18 protein-coding genes are annotated in these 18,597 nt (G+C 53.3%); 4 read left to right on the forward strand and 14 right to left on the reverse strand.

Features of this window, described 5'->3' with window-relative positions:
• Positions 1 to 2 precede the first annotated feature (2 nt).
• A complete protein-coding gene (locus tag CHH28_RS00005; RefSeq protein WP_094058380.1) occupies positions 3 to 656 on the forward strand; it encodes a GGDEF domain-containing protein in 654 nt (217 codons plus the stop codon).
• Here the strand turns inward: CHH28_RS00005 and CHH28_RS00010 are convergent.
• The 7 genes from CHH28_RS00010 to dtd all read right to left on the reverse strand — a co-directional run bounded on the left by CHH28_RS00010 (position 639) and on the right by dtd (position 8,688).
• Positions 639 to 1,022 carry a hypothetical protein gene (locus CHH28_RS00010; RefSeq protein WP_094058381.1) on the reverse strand — a complete coding sequence of 128 codons (384 nt, stop codon included), beginning with the start codon at positions 1,020 to 1,022 and terminating at the stop codon, positions 639 to 641. The genes CHH28_RS00005 and CHH28_RS00010 overlap by 18 nt on opposite strands.
• Complete coding sequence (locus tag CHH28_RS00015; protein ID WP_094058382.1) at positions 1,009 to 4,167, reverse strand: efflux RND transporter permease subunit; 3,159 nt, start codon at positions 4,165 to 4,167, stop codon at positions 1,009 to 1,011. Before CHH28_RS00015 ends, CHH28_RS00010 begins: the two co-directional genes overlap by 14 nt.
• Positions 4,148 to 5,821: an efflux RND transporter periplasmic adaptor subunit gene (locus CHH28_RS20310; RefSeq protein WP_094058383.1), complete on the reverse strand. Its 1,674-nt coding sequence runs from the start codon at positions 5,819 to 5,821 to the stop codon at positions 4,148 to 4,150. The genes CHH28_RS00015 and CHH28_RS20310 overlap by 20 nt, the downstream gene beginning before the upstream one ends.
• Positions 5,818 to 7,161, reverse strand: a complete 1,344-nt coding sequence (locus CHH28_RS00025; protein ID WP_094058384.1) for a TolC family protein — start codon at positions 7,159 to 7,161, stop codon at positions 5,818 to 5,820. Before CHH28_RS00025 ends, CHH28_RS20310 begins: the two co-directional genes overlap by 4 nt.
• A 117-nt stretch (positions 7,162 to 7,278) precedes the next feature.
• The gene (locus CHH28_RS20460) at positions 7,279 to 7,722 is read right to left on the reverse strand and encodes a CopL family metal-binding regulatory protein (RefSeq protein ID WP_420093157.1); all 444 of its coding nucleotides are present in this window, start codon (positions 7,720 to 7,722) and stop codon (positions 7,279 to 7,281) included.
• A gap of 66 nt (positions 7,723 to 7,788) precedes the next feature.
• Positions 7,789 to 8,163: a SirB2 family protein gene (locus CHH28_RS00030; RefSeq protein ID WP_094058385.1), complete on the reverse strand. Its 375-nt coding sequence runs from the start codon at positions 8,161 to 8,163 to the stop codon at positions 7,789 to 7,791.
• 90 nt (positions 8,164 to 8,253) lie between these two features.
• Positions 8,254 to 8,688: a D-aminoacyl-tRNA deacylase gene (dtd, locus tag CHH28_RS00035; protein WP_094061922.1), complete on the reverse strand. Its 435-nt coding sequence runs from the start codon at positions 8,686 to 8,688 to the stop codon at positions 8,254 to 8,256.
• A gap of 193 nt (positions 8,689 to 8,881) precedes the next feature.
• On the opposite strand from dtd, the gene CHH28_RS00040 reads away from it, so the two are divergent.
• From CHH28_RS00040 to ntrC, 3 genes are all read left to right on the forward strand, one after another.
• Positions 8,882 to 9,409, forward strand: a complete 528-nt coding sequence (locus CHH28_RS00040; RefSeq protein WP_094058386.1) for a DUF4124 domain-containing protein — start codon at positions 8,882 to 8,884, stop codon at positions 9,407 to 9,409.
• A gap of 203 nt (positions 9,410 to 9,612) precedes the next feature.
• Positions 9,613 to 10,689, forward strand: a complete 1,077-nt coding sequence (glnL, locus tag CHH28_RS00045; protein ID WP_094058387.1) for a nitrogen regulation protein NR(II) — start codon at positions 9,613 to 9,615, stop codon at positions 10,687 to 10,689.
• Positions 10,686 to 12,113, forward strand: coding sequence for a nitrogen regulation protein NR(I) (ntrC, locus tag CHH28_RS00050; RefSeq protein ID WP_094058388.1), 1,428 nt, complete (start codon positions 10,686 to 10,688; stop codon positions 12,111 to 12,113). The genes glnL and ntrC overlap by 4 nt, the downstream gene beginning before the upstream one ends.
• Before the next feature lies 1 nt (position 12,114).
• Here ntrC and CHH28_RS00055 read toward each other — a convergent pair whose 3' ends face one another.
• The 7 genes from CHH28_RS00055 to CHH28_RS00085 are packed head-to-tail and all read right to left on the reverse strand — an operon-like array spanning position 12,115 to position 18,583.
• Positions 12,115 to 13,248 (reverse strand): DUF6701 domain-containing protein, encoded by a 1,134-nt coding sequence (locus CHH28_RS00055; protein WP_094058389.1) that lies wholly within the window; start codon positions 13,246 to 13,248, stop codon positions 12,115 to 12,117.
• Entirely contained in the window at positions 13,245 to 15,977 is a 2,733-nt protein-coding gene (locus CHH28_RS00060) for a DUF6701 domain-containing protein (RefSeq protein WP_094058390.1), read from the reverse strand. The genes CHH28_RS00055 and CHH28_RS00060 overlap by 4 nt, the downstream gene beginning before the upstream one ends.
• Entirely contained in the window at positions 15,974 to 16,339 is a 366-nt protein-coding gene (locus CHH28_RS00065) for a hypothetical protein (protein WP_233243678.1), read from the reverse strand. Before CHH28_RS00065 ends, CHH28_RS00060 begins: the two co-directional genes overlap by 4 nt.
• A 34-nt stretch (positions 16,340 to 16,373) precedes the next feature.
• On the reverse strand, positions 16,374 to 17,156 hold the full coding sequence (locus CHH28_RS00070) for a prepilin-type N-terminal cleavage/methylation domain-containing protein (RefSeq protein ID WP_094058392.1): 783 nt from the start codon (positions 17,154 to 17,156) through the stop codon (positions 16,374 to 16,376).
• Positions 17,156 to 17,647 (reverse strand): type II secretion system protein, encoded by a 492-nt coding sequence (locus CHH28_RS00075; protein WP_094058393.1) that lies wholly within the window; start codon positions 17,645 to 17,647, stop codon positions 17,156 to 17,158. The genes CHH28_RS00070 and CHH28_RS00075 overlap by 1 nt, the downstream gene beginning before the upstream one ends.
• Positions 17,648 to 17,659: 12 nt before the next feature.
• The gene (locus CHH28_RS00080) at positions 17,660 to 18,130 is read right to left on the reverse strand and encodes a GspH/FimT family pseudopilin (RefSeq protein WP_094058394.1); all 471 of its coding nucleotides are present in this window, start codon (positions 18,128 to 18,130) and stop codon (positions 17,660 to 17,662) included.
• Between the two features lie 6 nt (positions 18,131 to 18,136).
• Positions 18,137 to 18,583, reverse strand: coding sequence for a type II secretion system protein (locus tag CHH28_RS00085; RefSeq protein ID WP_094058395.1), 447 nt, complete (start codon positions 18,581 to 18,583; stop codon positions 18,137 to 18,139).
• Positions 18,584 to 18,597: the final 14 nt, after the last annotated feature.

An 18,597-nucleotide genomic window follows, 5' to 3' on the forward strand; every position in this document is an offset into this window, starting at 1 on the left:
TTTTGTCGATTAACATCCGCCGCCGTGCCATCGCCGAGCAGCGCTGGCAGCATCTTCGTTCTGAGCTAGAGCAAAAGGTGGACGAAAGAACCTCAGAGCTGGCGGAGCGTAACCGTCAACTCTCACAGTTATCCGAGAACCTAAAAAGCCAGGTAAATACCGACCCACTCACCGGCATCGCCAACCGCCGATTAGGCATGAAGCGACTTAATCGTTTATGTGAACAGCGACACCCAACCAGCACGCCGTTGACCATCGCGATTCTCGACATCGACTTTTTCAAGAAAATTAACGATGAATTTGGCCATGCTGCCGGTGATTTGGTGCTCGTTGAAGTGGCCAGTTTATTGTCTTTGCATTTGCGCCCCACGGATACCATTGCCCGTTGGGGCGGCGAAGAGTTTTTATTAATTTTGCCAGACACTGGCTTAAACGACAGTCGCAATATCTGTGATCGCTTGCGCACCTTAGTTAAACAAATCCAAGTGCAAGATCATCGTCACGTCACCATCAGCATAGGGGTTGCTTGTCATCAGTCCGGTGAGTCCGACGGTGGCCTGCTGGAGCGTGCTGATCGTTGCTTGTACCAAGCTAAGCGCTTGGGGCGTGATTTAGTGATTACCGAACAGCAGCTCACCTCAAACACTACTGAATAAACTCACCAGTGCTTGCCTAGCATCAGGGGCATTGACCGTCGTGACCCAATCACATTGATGGCAAATCCACTGCAGACCATCATCACCTTGCGACCACTGCCAGCTTTGCTGATCGTCGCCAAAATCGTCATCGACCAGCCACTGGCAGTCTATCGCTGCCGCGCTGGGTTCTGGGTTGATATCGATGGCGCGGCTGTCACGAGCGACGATATTTAATACCGCAAAACGCCTCGGTGCAGACAGAAAATCGCGCTCAATTTCATACACCAAAATATGTGGCGCGATATCATCACCGCGAGAAATCACCAGGGCATAATCGCCCTGGTGCAAAGGTAGAGGCCAACGTGAGATGTCAGGCAGAGTCATGGTTGTGGTGTCGTAATTGCCAGCAAGTTAGCCAGTAAAACAAGACTGGCAACACCAGTAAAGTCAGCAACAAGGCACTGGCAGCACCACCCACCATAGGGGCGGCAATGCGGCTCATCACTTCAGAACCGGTGCCCTGCCCTAACATAACGGGCAATAGACCAATGGCAATGGTGGCGACTGTCATGGCAATGGGGCGCAAGCGCTGTCCGGCGCCTTGCAACACCGCTGTGCGAACATCACTAGGAGTTAATGGCTGCTGCCGCCCCTGCTGCTGTTCCACTTGTTGTTGCCAGGCTTGCTGCAAATACACCAGCATGATCACGCCAATTTCCACCGCCACGCCGGCCAGGGCAATAAAACCAACGCCCACCGCCACCGATAGATGAAAATCCAAAGCCCACAACAGCCAAACACTGCCCACTAACGACAAAGGCACGGTAAGCAAAATCAAAGCAACATCACGTAGCCGCTGAAAAGCCAAATACAGCAATACCGCTACGATCACTAAGGTTAACGGCACGGCTAATTGCAGCTTATTTTGCGCACGCAATAAATATTCATACTGACCAGACCAGTTTAACGAATAGCCAGCGGGCATTTGCAGCCGCCCATCAGCCAGTGCGGTTTGCACATGCTGTTGTGCTTGCTCGACATAACGTCCCAAATCAACGCCAGCAATATCGATAAATACCCAGCCATTAATACGTGCATTTTCGCTTTTTATCATGGCAGGGCCAGCAGCAATGTTAATCTCGGCAATATCCGCCAGCGCTAACAATTGACCGTTGGGCGCATAAAACATCAGCTGTTTTAGGGCTTCGGGCGAATCACGATAACGCTGTGGCAAACGCACCGATACAGGGTAACGGCGCAGACCATCAACGGCTTGTGTGACGGCTTTTCCCCCAACCGCTGTCGCCAACAGTTGCTGCGCTTGCTGCACCGTTAAGCCGAAGCGTGCCAACTGCTCACGTCGCAGACGAATATCCAAGTAGCGACCACTGACCGTACGCTCAGCGTAAACCGATGTTGTCCCAGGTACATCAGCCATCAGTGTTTCTAGCTGCTGCCCTATGGCCTGAATCTGATTTAAATCATCGCCGGCTATCTTAATGCCGACCGGGGTTTTGATACCGGTGGCGAGCATATCAATGCGAGTTCGAATCGGCATGACCCAGGCGTTACTTAACCCCGGAAACTGCACCTTGCGATCCAGCTCCTGTTTAATATCATCCAAAGTGACGCCATCTCGCCACTGCTCCCTTGGCTTAAGCTGAATAAAGCTCTCGATCATGGTCAAAGGTGCTGGGTCGGTGGCGCTATCGGCACGGCCAATTTTACCCAGAACATTGGCGACCTCTGGTACTGAACCAATCAGGCGGTCGGTTTGCTGCAATATTTGCCGCGCTTCAGCCACCGATAAGCCAGGATAAGTGGTGGGCATATACATTAAGTCGCCTTCATCCAGTGGCGGCATAAATTCCGACCCTAATTGTTTCATTGGCCACCAGGCTGACAGAGCCATAACGATCACCAGTAACAAGGTGGTTTTAGGAAAATGTAATGCCTGTTTTAACACCGGTGTATAGAGTGCCGTTAATACTCGATTCAGCGGATTACTTTTTTCTGCCTTAATCGGCCCGCGTACTAAATAGCCAATCAATACCGGTACTAAGGTTATGGCCAACATCGCCGCAGCGGCCATGGCATAAGTTTTGGTATAGGCCAAGGGGGCAAACAAACGCCCTTCTTGGGCTTCCAGCATAAATACTGGAATAAAACTTAAAGTAATAATCAGCAAGCTGAAAAACAGCGCCGGGCCTACTTGTTGTGCACTACTAATCACGCCTTGCCAACGATCAGTGTCCGTTTTGGGCGGGTAGCGCTCCAGGTACTTATGATAGTTTTCAATCATCACAATGGCACCATCTACCATGGCACCGATGGCAATGGCAATTCCTCCGAGAGACATAATATTGGCATTAATGCCTTGCCAGCGCATAAACACAAAGGCCGCCAAAATCCCCAGAGGCAAACTTAATACAATCACCAGTGACGAGCGCAAATGAAATAAAAACAGCGCGCACACCAGCGCCACCATCACAAATTCCATGCTGAGTTTGTGCCATAAGTTATTCACCGCCCGATCGATAAGCGCAGTGCGATCGTACACTGGCACAACCTCTACGCCCTCTGGCAAAGACGACTTGAGCTGCTGCAGCTTATCTTTTACCGCGCTAATAACGGCCCTGGCATTTTCACCCGAACGCATCACAATAATGCCGCCGACCACTTCACCTTGGCCATTTAGCTCAGCAATGCCACGGCGCATTTGCGGCACTTCCAACACGTCGGCAATATCACGCACCAGCACCGGTAAACCCTGATTATTATGGCTAATACCGATATTTAATAAGTCGTCGGCGGTACGAATTAGGCCATGGCTGCGCAACATATATTCCGCTTCGGCCAGTTCAACAACAGACGCCCCAGTATCCTGATTGGCCTGCTGTAATGCGGTAATGACCTGAGCCACCGACAAACCGTGGGCCATCAGCCGCTGTGGTTTGAGTCGCAATTGAAACTGGCGCTGCATACCACCCAGTGCTGCCACTTCTGAAACTCCCGCCACGGTTTGCAGCTCGTAGCGTAAAAACCAATCCTGCAAATCGCGTAAATCGGCCAGGTCATGCTGACCACTGGTATCTTGCAGTGCATATAAATACACCCAGCCAACCCCACTGGCATCCGGACCTAGGGCCGGTTTTACCCCGTCAGGCAAAGCATCGTTAGCTTGGTTTAAATACTCCAGCACCCGCGAACGCGCCCAATACAAATCGGTATTGTCATCAAAAATAACGTAAACAAAGGAGTCACCAAAAAACGAATAGCCGCGTACGGTTTTGGCACCCGGCACCGACATTAATGCCGAGGTTAACGGGTAAGTCACCTGCTCCTGCACCACCTCGGGAGCTTGCCCTGGATATGGCGTGCGCACTATAACCTGCACATCGGATAAATCAGGAATGGCATCCACTGGTGTGGTGCGCAGTGCCTGTAGGCCGATCACCACCAAAATCGCGCTTAATAGCAGCACCAATACCCGTTGCTGCACAGAGGCCTCAATGATGCGCTGAATCATGCTTTGCTCCTTGATCTTTTGCTGGCTGAGCCGCGTGATTCATATTGGAGTGATCCATGTTCGAATGATCCATGTTCGAATGATCCATGTTCGAATGATCCATGTTCGAGTGATCCATGTTCGAGTGATCCATGTTCGAGTGATCCATGCCCGAGTGATCCATGCCCGAGTGATCCATATTCGAATGATCCATGTTCGAATGATCCATGTTCGAATGATCCATGTTCGAATGATCCATGTTCGAATGATCCATGTTCGAGAGATCCATGCCCGAATGATCCATGCCCGAATGATCCATATTCGAATGATCCATATTCGAGTGATCCATGTTCGAGTGATCCATATTCGAGTGATCCATATTCGAGTGATCCATATTCGAGTGATCCATATTCGAGTGATCCATATTCGAGTGATCCATATTCGAGTGATCCATATTCGAGTGATTCATGCCTGAGTGATCCGGCTTGGCGTAGCGCAATAAATCCGAATCAATCATGGACTCTGAATCAATCAGGAACTGCGCCGAGGTGACCACCACATCGTTTGCACTGAGGCCTTGCAGCACCTCCACGGCCTTATGGCTGCGCCGGCCAGCCACTACAGCCACCGATTTAAAGGTATCGTCAGCCAGCCTCACCACAGCACGCGCTTGCATCCCGTCGTCAATCAATGCCTGGGCCGGAATCTGCAACACTGGCTCACTCTCAGAAACCCAGCGTGCCTCAACCCAATCACCGGGCATCAAACCATGCTCGCCAGCAATACTGGCTTGAATGCGTTGCCGTCCCTGCTGGTTGGCCAGCGGCGCAAGGGAGTGCAGCTCGGTAGTTTGCCAATCCCCCGATGCGCTGCGTACCTGCAACTCGGCTTGGCTCAAGTCCGCTGCCAACGCTTGGCCAGCCACCTGCACCTGCAGCCACACCCGGCTCGGGTCGGTAATACGCAGTAAGGTCTGGCCCGGGCGAATTTGCTGCCCTAACGCCAGCGGCATATCCAACAGCAAACCCGCTTGCGGCGCGGTAATGGCGACTTGCTGCTGAATCTTGCCCGCACGGCGTACGTTTTGAATCCATTCGCTGCTCATGCCCAACGCCCGCAGGCGTTCCCGCGCGCCTTTCAGCATGGCTCCGCGCGCACTCAACAGCTCCTGCTGGGCGGTCACCAACTCAGGGCTATAAATGCTCAGCAGTGGCTGACCTTCGCTAACGCCTTCGCCTGCAGCATTGACCGATAGCGACTCGACCCAACCAGAAAAGCGCACTTGCACCGCTTGGGTGGCTTGCGGATGAGGCAATACTTCCGCCGCGAATAAGCGCTCGTCGCGCCAAGGTGCGCGTTTAACTGGCTGCTGCGTCAGTGCCAACTGATTGGCCAGCTGAGCAGAAATATTTACGCTACCAGCAGAGTTAGAGGCCGCATCATCTGGGTACACAGGAACCAACTCCATGCCCATCGGCGATAAGCCCGGCTGATCACGGCGGAAGTTTGGATCCATGGGGGCCACCCAATACAAAGGCTGCGGCTCCGATGGTGCACTGTCGGATTGGGTCGCAGTTGGAGTTACGAGTTGTGGATAAAAGCGCTGCACCGTCATGGCTAAGGCAGCTCCCGCCGCCATGGCTAATGTGGTGCGCACAAGGGTACGTTTTTTCATGGCAAGCGCTCCTTATTAGCGTCAGTCGATGGCCGGGCAAACGAAAGGGGTTGGGCATCAGACAACGTCTGAGCCGGTGCAATGGGATAGTTGTTGTGGAAGTAATTGAGATCGTTGCGACTGAGCCAGATGTCGCGCAATAAGGCCAGCGACTGCAATTCGGTATTGCTTAGCTCCAGTGCTGATTGCACCAGTTCGGCCAGCTCGCTGCGGCCCTGACCATAGCTCGCTAAGTGCAGCTGATAGTGCTGGCGCAAACTCGGCAACAGCTGTTGCTGCAGGTGCTGCCAGCGCTGCGTGAAACCACCAGCATCGGCCTGACGCGTGGCATAGGCCAAACTCAGACTGCGCTCACTGTCTTGCAAGGCTGCACTGTCAGCGGCTTGGCGGGCGATGGCGGCACGCACTTGGCGACTGCTGCGCTCGCCCATCGGCAAGGCCAAGGCCACACCGACTGAGGCAAAGTCACTGCGTGGCATATCGCTGTTACTGGAACTGTTACTGCGCCAGCCGTAGCTAGCATCCAAACGCCAGCGCGGTCCTTGCTGCTGCTGTTCAAAAGCCACTCGATTGGCACTGCTGCGTTCAGCCAACTGTGCCAGTTGCCACTGTGGATGCTGACGCCAATCAGGCTGTTCTGCCTCGCGGTGAAACTCCTCTAATGAGCTTTGCAACGGCGCTAACTCGCCCACATCAGCCTGCAGCCAGTTAGCCAGCTGCGCCTGCAACTGTTGCTGCTGTTGGCGCAAGGTCAATAAACGCTGCTGCAAACGCTGCAGCTGCACATCAATGGCCACCACATCCTGCTGACGTGCTTGGCTGCGACCGCTTTCATAACGCTGCAGCACCACTTGACGTAATTGCTGCCAGTTTTGCTTTTGTTCAGCCAGCTGTTGCTGGGCTTGCCACACCCAACTGGCTTTGATCCATAAGCGTCCTACTTCGCGGCTTAGCCATAACCGCCGCAACTGGTGCTGCCACTGAGCTTGCTCGGACTGAAGCTGAAAAAACTGTTGCTGCAAGCTCAGGCTATCGCCGCGCGGCAACCATTGCTGCACACCGAGCATGACTTGTGTCATAGGCTCTTGATCTAACGCCCAATCATCCACCGGCACATTGGCCAGTTTGAGTGACAGCATGGGGTCATCCCAACTGTCAGCGCCGTGCGCCTGTTGCAACGCCGCATCGCTGAGCGCCTGCCAGCGCTGCGCTTGAAAATCTTGCTGCTGGGCACGGTTAAGTGCCTGCGCATAGCTCAAAGGAGCTGCATGAGCGCCTAAAGCGCTCAACAATAGCCAGGCAGTCGTTAGCCACCGGCTGATATCTTGAAGTGTCATCATTGGTCTCTGACCCGTTTGAATTCAAACTGAAATAAAACAAACAGGCAGGCGTATAAGCGCTATGACAACGGCCTGTACCGACAGGCACGAATCACAGCAAACAAAGCCTGCAGCAGGTCAGAGAATGGGAGGTCGGTAAAGGCTGGCTAAGGCGCCTTTGGGCATCGCTTGAGAATGGAACAAAGGAGACATGCGTTTGCCAGGCCAGTTTGAAGACAGCGGCATGGCGGTGGCCATCGCGCTGGAGCATAAGCCATTGCAATGGGGGCAGTCAGACTGGCAATCATGTTGCGTATCGCAGTGATCTGACTGCAACAGAGGCTCGTTGGTGAGAGGCGCTGGCATATGCTTCATGGCGTTACCCGCGTCGGCCATCTGGCTATGACACGGTGACATGCTTGAAGACTTGGCAGCAGACACGCTCATAGGTTTGCTACCAGTTAACGGTATAACAGGCATCGACCAAGCCGCCAGCGCCTGAGCGTTAAACGCCAGCGCCAGCAAGATCACCAGCAACAGCCGGGAGCCAGAATGTCTGCAGTGAGCGAAACGCACAGCCATGCCTCAGAGAATCGTCGTAGTAGGATACGTAAAGGGCAGCTTTAGTTCCAGCAAGCATCGTTGCTATTACAGCAATGCCAGCCAAGACAAAGCCGAATGCATTTTTGCCGCACCAAAGATGTAAGCAAACACCAGAACAGCCAGAGCATAAGCCACCATACGCTGGCGCTTAATGGCCACGGTGGCAATGCCAATATAGGCGATCAAACCGATCACTTTGGCGGTTAACCAATGTTGCTGCAGCGGGTACTGATCAATGATGAAACACAGCCAGATGGCAAATACCAATAAGGCGCTGTCGATCAGATGCGGCGGAATGCGCAGCCACAGTTTCTGCGCCAACGACGGCCGCCAATAAAACAACCAGAAGCGCAGGTTAAACAGAATAAAACTCAAATACGCCAAGCCCATATGGCTGGCTTTAATCGCGGTGTAATCCATAAGAAAGCGTACAAACCTGTGTTGTTGCAATAACCGTAAGCGTCAAAGTGTAACCCCAGTTGGTGACCAACCCTATCGCTGCGGCGTTTTTTACACTTCCAACCAAAACGTGACTGGGCCGTCGTTGGTCAGCGAGACTTTCATATCAGCACCGAAGCGCCCGCTGGCAGTGCGTACCTGCTCGCTGGCTGTCGCCACAAACTCATCGTATAAAGCCTCCGCCAAAGCAGGCGCTGCACTTTTGGAAAAGCCAGGGCGGGTGCCTTTGCGGGTATCGGCCGCCAAGGTGAACTGCGACACCACCAGTAGTTCACCGTCGATATCACGTAAACTGCGATTCATCCGCCCTTCATCATCGGAGAAAATGCGATAGCTCAAAACTTTGTCCAACAGCTTTTTCGCCTTGTCGCTGTCGTCGTCTTTTTGCACGCCTAATAACAGTAAAATGCCCTGATCGATGGCTCCGACACTGTCGCCGTCGACCACAACTTGCGCACTGCTGACGCGCTGAATCAATGCGATCATATTGTTGTTTCCTTTGTGCCAGCGCGCAGCATATAAAAAAGTCATCCGTGTGCAAGCACGACTGACATCGCCATCTCTCATTTTTTGCCCGCCGATAAGACGCAAAGTCGCGCCATTAGTCCTACGTCACACCATTCAGCTAGGGCCTGTCCTACTATATGTGACACACTGATTTCTTTTTTGGAGCATCACAATGGGCAACCGGGTTTGGCAAGCCATGCTGGCGATGACCGCAGCCGCCTTCACCTTTACCGCCGTCGCCACGACCGAGGTGTACGTCACCCGCGATAAAAATGGCAATCTTATCTTCAGCGATAAGCCGGGCAAAAACTCGGAAAAGCATAAAGTGAAAGAGTTACCCACCATGCCAGCGCTGAAGATTCCGGAGCCTGAGGAAAGCAAACCCGAGCCCAAAGCCCCGGCGTTTGAATACACCAGTTTGGCCGTGGTGGCGCCCAACGATGGCACCGTATTACCGCGCGGCTCGGCCGGCAACCTCAGCATCAGCGGCGTATTAAGCCCCGGGCTGCAGCCCAAACACACGGTGGTATTGCTCAACCGCAGCAGCGTGATCGAACGCGGGCGCCAGACCTCCTTTAGCTTGAGCAATCTGCCGCGTGGCGAGCACCAATTCCAGTTGCAGGTACGCGGTGAAAACGATGAGGTATTGATCTCCAGCCAGACCATTACCGTCCAGGTACAACGCACCTCCGCACGCTAGCCACTCGCACCCAACGCACCAATCAGGTGCATATATCCACCCAAAGCTCACCAAACCAGTGCATTAAAACTCATGGTTTGGTGCTATTGTTCCTCCCTGTGGCATGCACAGCCTTGTCAGGCGCTATCATTGTGCATGCCGACACCTGAATTTTGTAGGTGGCTTGGTTCTTGCTGATGACCGCCTAGAAGGGGGAAACATCCATGCTAGCCAGCCCAGTCATCAGCCAACGACTGCTCGAACACTTAAACACCGGCGTACTTTTGCTGGACTCTGAGCTGACCGTGACCTACATGAACCCGGCTGCCGAAGCCTTGCTGGAAATGAGCGGCAAACGCGGCTTGGGAGTGCATTTCTGGGAGCTGGTGGTCGAGGCCGACAAGGATCGCGATGCACTTGAAGAAGCCATCGTCACCGGCCACAGCTACACCAAACGCGAAGCCACCATCATGCTGCACAATCAACAGCAAGTGACGTTGGATTACAGCGTCAGCCCAGTGGCTCACCCAGAAACACGCCTGCCAACATTATTGATCGAACTGCAAGGGCGCGATCGCTTGATGCGCATTAGCCGCGAAGAGCAACTGATTGCCAAGCAAGAAACCACGCGCTCTCTGGTGCGCGGCTTGGCGCATGAAATCAAAAATCCACTGGGTGGTATTCGCGGTGCAGCACAGCTATTAGAGCGTGAACTGCCCTCTGAAAGTCTGCGTGAATACACGCAAATTATTATTGAAGAAGCCGACCGTTTGCGCGACTTGGTCGATCGTTTATTAGGCCCAAGGCAAATTCCCAAACAAGAAGACGTCAACGTGCACGAAGTGCTTGAGCGTGTCTGTCAGCTGATTGGGGTCGAGTCGCACAATCGCATCCGTATTCGCCGCGATTACGACCCCTCCATTCCGGAGCTACTCGCCGATAAAGACCAAATGATCCAGGCGCTGCTCAATATTTGCCGCAACGCCATGCAGGCGATGCTGGAAAGCCATACCGATACTCCCACCTTAAGCCTGCGCACACGCACGGTGCGCCAATTTACCATTGGCCACAACCGCCACCGGTTGGTGGTGCAAATTGATATTCAGGACAACGGCCCAGGTATTCCCGAGTCGTTGCAGGAAAATTTGTTTTACCCCATGGTCAGTGGCCGCGCCGATGGCACCGGTCTTGGCTTGTCGATCGCACAATCCATCATCAATCAATGCAACGGCATTATTGAGTTCGACAGCCAACCTGACCGCACCGTCTTCTCTATTTACTTACCGTTGGAAAACCTATGAGCACTGTCTGGATTATTGATGACGATAAATCCATCCGCTGGGTGCTGGAAAAAGCACTGACGCAAGCGAATTTAACCACTCGCGTATTTGAACAAGCCGAGCCCGCGTTAAAACAGCTGCAGCACGAGCACCCTGATGCCATTATTTCTGACATCCGTATGCCTGGCATGGATGGCCTGGAATTATTACGCCGTGCCCACGAGGCACATCCTGATTTGCCGGTTATCATCATGACCGCACATTCCGACCTAGAGAGCGCAGTGTCGTCGTATCGCCAAGGCGCATTTGAGTATTTGCCCAAACCATTCGATGTCGACGATGCCGTGGAGCTGATTCACCGTGCCATCGCACACTTTGCCGAAATCAGTGCGCAGCAACCTAACGCTGCAGAAGACGATGACAACCCAGAAATTATCGGTGAAGCACCGGCCATGCAGGAAGTATTTCGCGCCATTGGTCGGCTATCGCAATCCAATATTACTGTCTTAATCAATGGCGAATCTGGCACAGGTAAAGAGCTGGTTGCCCATGCGCTGCACAAACACAGCCCACGTTCTGCCAATCCTTTTATTGCGTTGAACATGGCGGCGATTCCTAAAGACCTGATTGAATCCGAGTTATTTGGCCATGAAAAAGGCTCGTTCACCGGCGCTGGGGGCCAGCGCCGCGGACGGTTCGAGCAAGCCGATGGTGGCACGCTGTTTTTGGATGAAATTGGCGACATGCCTGCAGAAACGCAGACACGCTTGCTGCGGGTCTTGGCCGATGGTGAGTTTTATCGCGTTGGTGGCACCACCCCGATTAAGGTCAATGTACGCATCATCGCTGCCACCCACCAGAACCTGGAAAACCTAGTAAAGGAAGGACGTTTTCGCGAAGATTTATTCCACCGTTTAAATGTGATTCGCGTGCATTTGCCGCGCTTGGCTGATCGGCGCGAAGACATTCCACGCTTGCTCAGTCATTTCTTAAAACGCGCTTCAGAAGAGCTGGACACCGAAGTCAAAGTGCTCAAGCAAGACACCGAGGAATTTCTCTCCTCGCTGGACTGGCCTGGCAATGTACGGCAACTGGAAAACACCTGCCGCTGGATTACCGTCATGGCCTCTGGCCGCGAGGTGATGATCAGCGATTTACCACCTGAGCTATTGGAGCAAAAAGGCAGCAGCCACACTTCTGGTAACTGGGAACAAGCGCTGCGTTACTGGGCCGATCAGCAACTCAGCAATGGCGTCAGTCAATTATTGGATACCGCCGTACCAGCGTTTGAGCGCATCATGATTGAGACGGCACTGAAACATACCGCCGGGCGCCGACGCGATGCCGCCAATTTATTAGGCTGGGGCAGAAATACCCTCACCCGCAAAATCAAAGAGCTGGATATGGATCATTCCTCCAGCGACGACGAAGAGCACGACGAATAATTTACGGCAGCTCGCGCCAGTAAATAACCCGGTCATGGCCACGATAAATACCAAACGTGGCCGTACCGGTTGGGTTGTCCAAACTGCCATCGCCATCATAGTCATCTTGCAGCCAGGGCAATACCGTCGCCGCATCGTAGCTGACATCGACACTGCCTTGGTTCGGCGCCGAAGCGTCTAAAACAAACGCCCTGGCATCGCGCCCCGCCGCTAAGGTGCCGGCGCTGTTTTGCAAACTGGTAAAGCCCGCTGGCGCCAAAGCGGCTGACGTTGAGGCAAACACCGTGCAGCTGTCATCGGTATTTTGCTCAAAGCGCCCAGCAGCGCTGAAGAACTCGGTGCGCATTGGCATCGCCAAGTCTTGCGTTTCTGGGCCATAGGTATCTTCCAGCCACAAACGGCCATAGCGCATGTCAAAATTGGCTTGTGGATTAAAGGTTAAATCCGAGGTCGGCCGTGTATGACCAACGCCGTCATCGTCTTGAAAGTCGTCTAGAGTAATCGTCAGATCGGGGTTAAAAGGGGCGACTCTGGCTAACAGGCTTTTGTTGTAGCTCAGGGCATCAGTATTAGAAAACACATACTCCAGCTCCCCAGATGGCAGGCTGCCAATATCCGATAACGTGCCTGCATTAAATGTCTCACTGACCGCTAAGGTATTACCATCGGTACCCAAGTTGGAGTTATCGCTGCCGATGGTTTCAGGTTCAAAATTATCCACACCCAGCCTATTAAAACCCGTAAACGAATAATTGACTGTGGTATCGCCCTGGGCATTTACTGCAGTTAGACCAATGCTGGGCGGCGTTAACCAAGACAGTGACTCACCAATGTAACTAAAATTTCCACAAGTCGGCGCCAGCTCACCTGGCGTAACCGTGGCCTCAAAGCGATATGGTACTTGTCGGCCAAAAGGCAAGCTGGTGACGCCTGGCTCTAAGCTGCTGCCGGGTGACACATCCACGCCTAAATAATTGCCGCCAGTAATGGCGGTATCTAATTGAAAAACGCCCACCTCCGAAATGCTCACATCATTTAGTGTCAGCGCTCCGTCACTACTATGGCTGTAATCAACGGGCGATAAAGTGCCAGGCGCTCCGCCACTGGGGGCAATTAAAGAGTGACTGAGTGTCATAGAAGACGCGAAGTTTTCAGTAACAATAGGGGGGTATTTATGTCACCACAGTAATTACTGCCATTATTGGCCACGGGAGTAATGGTTACCGGAAAGTTCTCACCAGCACTCACAGACACCGGGCAGCTGCTATCCGCGGCAGGACAACTATCACCAGTAGTAATGCAAAAACCTGCCGGCACACTGACAAATTGATCGCTGCCATTCATTACCAAGCCAGCATCGTCGCCGCTGCCGGTATAACGTGCCGATAAGTTCATCAAGCCCGCATCCTGATAATTCAGAGAGATTTGCGCCTCGCCAGTGCTATCAAAGCTTAAGGTAACGTTGGTAGGCGCTGTTTCACTGTCGCTAATATCGCTAAAAACAGAGCCATCTTCCAGCTGAACCGGCAAGGTACCGATGTTCGGGTTCACATAACCCGACCAGAGCGCCACGGTTTTATCGACGTTCCCAAACGCAGGGTCGCATTCCTTGGTATCCGTGGCTGTTTCAACCGCAGCAATGGTGGCTGTCACCGGCACATTGGCCGTCATATTGGGCACAGTGACCAGCAGGCCTGAATCTAAAAACGACAGCGAACAATCGGTGCTCAAGGCACCGCCATTAATGCTGCATAAGTTCTGAGTAAAGGCTTGGGTGGTTGGGTCAGAGCTAATGACTTCTAAATCCACCGTAGTGGCTGTTGTCACAGCCAGACTCACCTCTGCCTCCCCATTTGTGATGGTAAAGGTATCGCTGAAGGTAAGAGGATTACCCCTGCCCCAACCACTGGGGCTTAAGGTCACTTCCACCGGGTCGGTGAATAACGTGCTGCAATCAGCATTAGCACAAGCACGAATCAGAATTTTGTCTTTGGGGGTACAGGTCAGGCCATTGCCGGAATAATAAAATTCAAAGTGATGTACCAGCGCTCCTATTGGCTCCAAATCACTGGCACACACTTCCAAATTATCAATTTCGTGCACATTGCGAGAGCCACCGGTCGAGCCGGTAAATGACAACAGCAAATTCTGGGGAATAGCAGCTTGGCCTGCCTGAGTTTCCACATCTACTGGGCCAATAATATTATTAAAACCTGTACCGGTATTGCGCTGCACCGTCACCCAGGTTTGCCCTGCCGTACGGGCGTCAATCACAAAACGATAACGATGATTCGGCCCGCCGACATTGGCAGGAGCATTGCGTTGATCGATGCCTGGATTTAAACCGCCGCTATTATCGATAAAGCGATAACCACTTTGGCCAGAACCACTGCCACGTAACGTCACGCTGTCGGCGGTACGACCAATGCCGCCCTGGCGCCCTTCTGTGGGGTTAGCGAAGTTACCGTATTCATCAATACCAATGCCGACCCAACCGCCAGCAAAACCGGCATTGGTGCCTGTCAGCTGAGCGTATCCCAATGAGCCACCAAATCCACCGGCCTGCGGAGTAACAGCGGCGTCTGAAAAAACCACCGCAATACCATCGGCACCCGATCCACCCTGTGTCGACCAGGCATAATGGTCATATTCGATGGTGACAATATTATTGTCAGCGGGAAATAAACGCTGTAGTGAAGCGGCTACCGACTGGTTGTTGGTATCCTGAGTTAAGCGCAGTCGACTGTTCACAATACGTGGAGCAAAGCCACCCGATACTGCCGAAGTGACCCAGTCGGCACCTAAGTTGCCACGGTTAAAGTCATCAAAAAAACACTGCAGTGCTTGGCCAGCAATCAAGCGCACGTCATCGATATGGAAATAGTCATACGGCCCGTTGTTGCCATTGGTTTGGCGAAAGCGTAATTGAAAGTTGGCCGCCAGCGCATCGGCTGGCAAAGTGAACTGCAGGCTTTCGCTAAAACCAGGCTGGCCATTGCCGGTTAAGCGATCCAGCTCCACCCAGCTGCCAAAGCCGGTGCGATATTCCACCACTAGGTCTTCGTTGTTGTCGGGGTCTTCACTGGGCGTCCAGTCGTCATCGCCGCGCGCCCACCAAAAATCCAACGTGACACTGGCGTAGCTGCTTAAGTCCAAAGTTCGTAACGTAGATTCTGGTCGTCCACCAAAGGTACTCATCGAGGCTGTACCGCTGTTGGAGGTAGCGCCCGTGATCAGCACATTGCCGCTACCGCTGACGCTCCAATCCGTGCCCAATAACGCGCGCTCAAATTCATCACAAAAAATCACCCCAGCTTCGCTGCAATACGCCGAAATGGGTGTGCCGGTTTCAGTGATGACCACATCATCAACATGCCAATAATCGAAGTCTGGGCCGTCACCGCCAGCGAAACGAAATCGAATGGCGCCGCCTAAAAACAACGCATCTGCCGGCAGGGTATAAGTCTCTGTTGCCGATTGGCCTTGCTGCCCACCACCAGAGAACTGATCCAGTTGAACCCATGTATTTGCAGCAGTCAGGTATTCAACAAATAGATCTTCGCTGCCTTCCGGGCGATTGTTAAATGAGTTGGAACCACGGCGCCACCAAAAACTCAGCTCTGCTTCGGGTACATTTAAATCCAGTGCCAATGTGCGTACGCTGACCGCCCGCCAGCGCAAAAACAAGCTTTCACTGCCGGAGTTGGAGGTATCGTCATTAATGCCAGCGGCAAAAGCATCCGAGGTGCTCCAATTGGGCGATAAACTGCCGCTTTCAAAATCGTCACTAAAAATAATATCGCCTGGCGCTGCAACGCCAGAGAACGACAACATCAACAAGCACCAAGCCAGCAGGACCCTCATTGTGCTCGTACCTCGATGGTTCGTTGCGCCTGATCAGCACCATTGCCACAGCGGCCAGTAGACTGCAGCGTAAATACGGTAATGACGCCGTCGGTGACTGAGTTGCATTCGACGTTGGCTTGACAGCCCGCCAGCCCGGTGGCGGTAAACGTCTGGCTGTAAAATGGTGACGTGGTACAAGCCCGTGCCGCACTGCCATCTGGCGGGAACAATACATTCATCGCTATCTGTGCCCCCGACTCTGCCGCGTAAAAGGCACGTTGCGAGTTAACCTGCAGCGCGACGGTCGCACTGGAGCTGGACTGCAATTGCGCCATGGCAGTAATGATTAACGCCAAGGCGGTAATCACAAAAATGGCCAAGGGTAATCCTACCCCGCGCTGGTGTGTGAATGCGTTACGGCACATTGCGATATTGCACCTCCTGCACCACATCCAATGTGTTCTGATTGGCAGCGTCCTGCAGTTGATAAGCAAATGTCGTTATGCCATTGCGTTGCAATGTCGGAGGCACAATGCGAAACGTTAGTGAATTGGCAATCATGCCGGCGCCAACAACGCGCCGCCCCCCAGCCTCATTGGTTGGTAAAGCAGCCAATACGCCCGCCGTGGTGGCTAGCGTACCGTAATTTTGATAATGAAATAAAAAGCCGTTTTGCTGGCACAGTGTTTCAGGCGGCGCCACCACAAAAAAACGGCGACTGGGCGAGTCCACCGGGAAGGTATGAGCCGCCGCCAGCGTAACCACAACACTGTTGCCGCCTGGCACGGTGGCGTTGCCTGCTGTCAGTGGACCTGGGTTATTCAAACTGTATAAGTTGCCGCCAGGCAGTGGATACACCGCAATGCGACCCGTTTGCGCAGCACCGTAAGACAAGGCCGTAAATTGCGTGACCGCCGTACTGACGGGTAAGTCGGTGTAACGACTGGCCGCCAACACCGGCATAAACTCAATGCAACGACCGCCGGAGAATACGCGCGCGCTGCCAGGTAATGCGTCGCGCAGTGAGCGGCTAATTTGCTGGTTAATCAGTGCCGCATTCGCAGCCAAGCGCTGGCGGGCGCCGTTGTCGATCAGACTTTGTGTGGATTGGCGAATAATAGTGACGCTGATACCGGCAACGATGCCCAGAATCACGATCACAATCACAAACTCGACCAAGGTAAAACCGCGGCGCATCAGAAGTTCCCCCGATACACACTGAAGCGACTCTGACTGCCGTTGGGCGCCGTTACGGTGACGGTAATTAGTTTGGCGTCGCCGTTGCTACCTACACCAGAGTCGCAGCTGACGCGAACGTCCACGACATAGCCGTTGTAATCGGTATCTGCGGGTAAATCGATTAAAGCGGGTGGGTCATCGTTGAGGTTGTGAAAATCATCCACATCGTCGAACTGACCGCGACTTTCGCCATCGTCGGTGATACGACAAGCGCCGGTATATGGCGGAATGCCGGTTGGATCGCTGCCTTCGTCAAAACGGCGAGCCAATATTTCGTCCAAATACAGCTGCCCCAACTCCAACGCACGACTTTGCACCATGGCGTTGGCACTGCGGCCGGTTATCACGGAAAAGCTAGCAATACTGGCGACCAGCGCGATGCTGATGATAACAATGGTGATCACCAATTCGACCAAGGTCACGCCACGCTGTATTTTGCTCGCTAACATGCCGCCACCCGACTAAGGCTGACAGGTGCCTGTGTAGGCATAACCTGCGGCGGATACACACAATGCATGTGTCGGCCCAGACGACAGTACCAGCTGCTGCGATGCAGCCAGAGCGCCTTGAGCGGAAAACGTTTGGCTCCAGCTACCGCCATTGGCGAGTGCGGCGCCGTTAATGGCAAGGCTGGCTTGCTCGCGGTCATAAGTTTGACGTTGCACCTCCAGCGCTTGCGGCGTGCCAGGTGCCAAAGTCAGCACCAGCTGCCAGTTGTTGGCCGTTTGAGTCAGTTGCAATTGCACTGGCTGGCCGTTGGATAACGCCGTCAGCTGCGCCTGATTTAATGCAGACAACAGCTGATCGCGCACCGCCAGCGCCGACAGCGCTGACGGGTTAAAAAACAAGGCACTGGCCGAGACGCTTAAAATACCGATTAAAATAATCGTTAGCGTAAGCTCGACCAGAGTAAAGCCTTGTGTGTGTTTCACGCCAAATTAATTACAGTTGGTTTTAACAATTGCAATGGTTGGCACTTGGTTTGCCGCCGCAGGTGGAGTGTACTGCACTTGGCAATCAGCAGCCGACACAGCCCCAACAGGGCTGATTGTCGTTGGAGTTGTACCAGTACCAGCAGTAATCGTGAAATCAACAGCATCGATGCCAGCTGCCTCATCAATGTCCGCAAAAGAAGGGTAACCATTGGTAATACCAATAGTAGCGCCTTCAAGCGTAACGTTTGCTGGATTGTCCCCCTCAGCTAGGAACTGCGCATGCACAATGCCTGCTGCTGAGCGCACTGCACCAAAGGCACCATCGAGACTAGCCTCACGCGCTTCAGCGCCCAAATCCGCAAAACGCGGCAATGCGAAGGCGGACAACACACCGAGAATCACAATCACCATGATCAGTTCGATCAAAGTAAAACCTGCTTGCTTTTTCATATAGTCCGACTCCT

This window comes from Bacterioplanes sanyensis, assembly GCF_002237535.1.
Classification (GTDB): domain Bacteria; phylum Pseudomonadota; class Gammaproteobacteria; order Pseudomonadales; family Oceanobacteraceae; genus Bacterioplanes; species Bacterioplanes sanyensis_A.

Excerpts from the sequence above, each read along its gene's own strand:
- CHH28_RS00030 (WP_094058385.1), bottom strand. The coding sequence starts at position 8,163 with ATGGATTACACCGCGATTAAAGCCAGCCATATGGGCTTGGCGTATTTG.
- CHH28_RS00010 (WP_094058381.1), bottom strand. The coding sequence starts at position 1,022 with ATGACTCTGCCTGACATCTCACGTTGGCCTCTACCTTTGCACCAGGGC.
- dtd (WP_094061922.1), bottom strand. The coding sequence starts at position 8,688 with ATGATCGCATTGATTCAGCGCGTCAGCAGTGCGCAAGTTGTGGTCGAC.
- CHH28_RS00085 (WP_094058395.1), bottom strand. The coding sequence starts at position 18,583 with ATGAAAAAGCAAGCAGGTTTTACTTTGATCGAACTGATCATGGTGATT.
- glnL (WP_094058387.1), top strand. The coding sequence starts at position 9,613 with ATGCTAGCCAGCCCAGTCATCAGCCAACGACTGCTCGAACACTTAAAC.
- CHH28_RS20310 (WP_094058383.1), bottom strand. The coding sequence starts at position 5,821 with ATGAAAAAACGTACCCTTGTGCGCACCACATTAGCCATGGCGGCGGGA.
- ntrC (WP_094058388.1), top strand. The coding sequence starts at position 10,686 with ATGAGCACTGTCTGGATTATTGATGACGATAAATCCATCCGCTGGGTG.
- CHH28_RS00075 (WP_094058393.1), bottom strand. The coding sequence starts at position 17,647 with ATGTTAGCGAGCAAAATACAGCGTGGCGTGACCTTGGTCGAATTGGTG.
- CHH28_RS20460 (WP_420093157.1), bottom strand. The coding sequence starts at position 7,722 with ATGGCTGTGCGTTTCGCTCACTGCAGACATTCTGGCTCCCGGCTGTTG.
- CHH28_RS00055 (WP_094058389.1), bottom strand. The coding sequence starts at position 13,248 with ATGACACTCAGTCACTCTTTAATTGCCCCCAGTGGCGGAGCGCCTGGC.
- CHH28_RS00025 (WP_094058384.1), bottom strand. The coding sequence starts at position 7,161 with ATGATGACACTTCAAGATATCAGCCGGTGGCTAACGACTGCCTGGCTA.
- CHH28_RS00015 (WP_094058382.1), bottom strand. The coding sequence starts at position 4,167 with ATGATTCAGCGCATCATTGAGGCCTCTGTGCAGCAACGGGTATTGGTG.
- CHH28_RS00060 (WP_094058390.1), bottom strand. The coding sequence starts at position 15,977 with ATGAGGGTCCTGCTGGCTTGGTGCTTGTTGATGTTGTCGTTCTCTGGC.
- CHH28_RS00070 (WP_094058392.1), bottom strand. The coding sequence starts at position 17,156 with ATGCGCCGCGGTTTTACCTTGGTCGAGTTTGTGATTGTGATCGTGATT.
- CHH28_RS00040 (WP_094058386.1), top strand. The coding sequence starts at position 8,882 with ATGGGCAACCGGGTTTGGCAAGCCATGCTGGCGATGACCGCAGCCGCC.